The sequence below is a fragment of the Saccharopolyspora sp. genome (assembly GCF_017434145.1).
GTDB lineage: Bacteria > Actinomycetota > Actinomycetes > Mycobacteriales > Pseudonocardiaceae > Saccharopolyspora_C > Saccharopolyspora_C galaxeae.
The window spans coordinates 1-2,264 of record NZ_JAFRFW010000854.1; the positions used below are offsets into that span (position 1 = coordinate 1).

Sequence of the window (2,264 nt, forward strand, 5' to 3'; positions counted from 1 at the left end):
AGGTCGCCGTGTTCGACACGCGCGGCACAGTGCACGCCCGGGCCCGCGTTCCGTTGCGCCCCAACGATTCCCCGCGCCCCGGTGTCGTCGAGCATCCGGACGACGACCTGTGGGATTCCGTAGGTGCCGCGACCCGCGCGGCGCTGCGCGACTTCGCAGGCGGTCCGGAGCAGATCCGCGGCGTCGGGCTCTGCACGATCCGGTTCTGCCGCGCCATGCTGCGCGCCGACGGCACGCTCGCCCAGCCGGTGCTGAGTTGGATGGACGAACGCGTTTCGCGGCCGTACCAGCACGTGAATCCGGACGTCCGCTACGTCACCACGTCTTCCGGCTACATCACCGCGCGGATGACCGGGCGGTTCCGCGACACCGCGGCGAACTACCAGGGCGTGTGGCCGATCGACACCGACAGCTGGGACTGGGTCGCAGCACCCGACATCCCGCGGGAGATGCTGTTCGAGCTCGTGCGGCCCGGCGAGAAGCTCGGCACCGTCACCGCGCGAGCAGCCGCGCACACCGGGCTGCCGGAAGGTCTGCCGGTGTTCGCCACGGCCAACGACAAGGCGGCCGAGGCGCTCGGCAGCGGCCTCGCCGACGCCCGCAGCGTGCTGCTGTCGATGGGCACCTACATCGCCGGCATGACCACCGGAACGCGCAACGTTGCCGACGCCGAGGCGTTCTGGACCAACTTCGCCTGCCGCCCGCGCGAATACCTCTACGAGAGCCGTGGCATCCGCCGCGGCATGTGGACGGTCAGCTGGCTGCGCAACCTGCTCGGCTCCGAAGATTGGCTCAACGAAGGTGCGGCCACCGTACCGGCCGGTTCCGACGGGCTGATCGCGGTGCTGGACTGGCTGGCCCCGGTCGACGCGCCGTTCCGCAAGGGCGCGTTCCTCGGATTCGACGGCAGGCAGGGACCGTTCCACATGTACCGGGCGGTGCTCGAAGCGATCGCGCTGACCATGTGCGCCAACGCGGGCGACATGGCAGGCGAACTGGGCGCGGAGTTCGAGCGAGTGCTGGTCTCCGGCGGTGGCGCCGGATCCGACGTGCTCGTGCAGATCGTCGCCGACGCGTTCGACCGGCCCGCGCGGCGTGCGCAAGGCGGGGCGGAGCTCGGCTCGGCGATCTGCGCAGGCGTCGGGCTCGGCCTCTTCGCCGGTTTCGACGAGGCGGTGGCGGCGATGGTCCGCAATGGCAGCGAGTTCGTTCCCGACCCGGAGGCGCACGAGCAGTACCGGCGGCTGCGCGAGGTGTACCGCGCACTGCCCGGCCACACCGACCCGCTGTTCGCGTGGCTGGCCACCGCCGGGCGGTGAAACCTGCCTACATCGACCAAACATCCACATTGGACGAGGCGATGGCGGTCGCGCCCGCGCTCAGCGCGGCCAGCACGTCGTTCTTGTCGCAGACCAGCCCGCCCGCGATGATCGGCACGTCGGTGTCGTTGCGCAGCCACTCGATCACCCGCGGCACGCACCCGGGCAGGATTTCGATGTAGTCCGGCCGCGAGATCGCCAACTGCTTGCCGAGGTTGTGGTACGAGAACGAGTCGACGAGGAAGAACCGGTGCACCGCAAGCAATCCGCGCTTCCGGGCCGCCTTGACGATCGACGCCTTGCTGCTGAGCACCCCGTCCGCCCGGGTGCGTTCGCCCACGAACTCCACGGCGACGTCGCGGCTTTCCAGCCCCTCGACCATGTCCACGTTCACCAGCACGACCTTCCCGGCCGCGCGCAGCCGGTCGACCAGGTCCGGCAGCGTCAAGATCGAGCCGCAGAGCAGGAAGACCACGCCTGGTTCCGAGTCGATGACCGAGCGCGCCCCGGCCTCGTCCTTCACGCTCGCCACGACCGGGGAATCCAACAGGACATCACGCACCGGCGCACTATGGCACACCGCCCGCCCGCTGCTTCCGCGCCACGGCCCTCGCCTGCTCGAATCGCCGTCGTAGCCCGCCTGGCGCTACGCCGCCATGAGCGTCAGCGGGCGGTTCGGCGGAGCCTGGCCGCACTCGTGTCTTTCCTCGCCGCCGACGAGGCCGGTTTCATCACCGGCCAGATCCACACGGTAGACAGCGGCCGCACGGCCAAGCTGAGCCTGCCTTAGCACTACGTCGTGGCGCCCGAACACTCCGTCGCCGCCAACGACAACGGCTGAGAAATGCGAACGCCGAAGCCTGCCGCGGCGATCAGCAGCGTTCGCCCAACGGGTTCAGGCGAGCGGCCGCAGGCTGTCGAACCAGTCCTGCGGCACGTCTCGGG

Annotated in this window: 2 protein-coding genes; one reads left to right on the forward strand and one right to left on the reverse strand. The window is 70.2% G+C overall.

Translation table 11 applies throughout. The annotated features are described in order from the left end of the window. A partial coding sequence (locus IJH84_RS23250) for an FGGY-family carbohydrate kinase (protein ID WP_295149006.1) occupies nt 1-1,319 on the forward strand: 1,319 nt, incomplete at its 5' end. A gap of 7 nt (nt 1,320-1,326) precedes the next feature. Here the strand turns inward: IJH84_RS23250 and IJH84_RS23255 are convergent. Beyond that, nucleotides 1,327-1,881, reverse strand: coding sequence for a glycerol-3-phosphate responsive antiterminator (locus IJH84_RS23255; protein ID WP_295149007.1), 555 nt, complete (start codon nt 1,879-1,881; stop codon nt 1,327-1,329). Nucleotides 1,882-2,264: the final 383 nt, after the last annotated feature.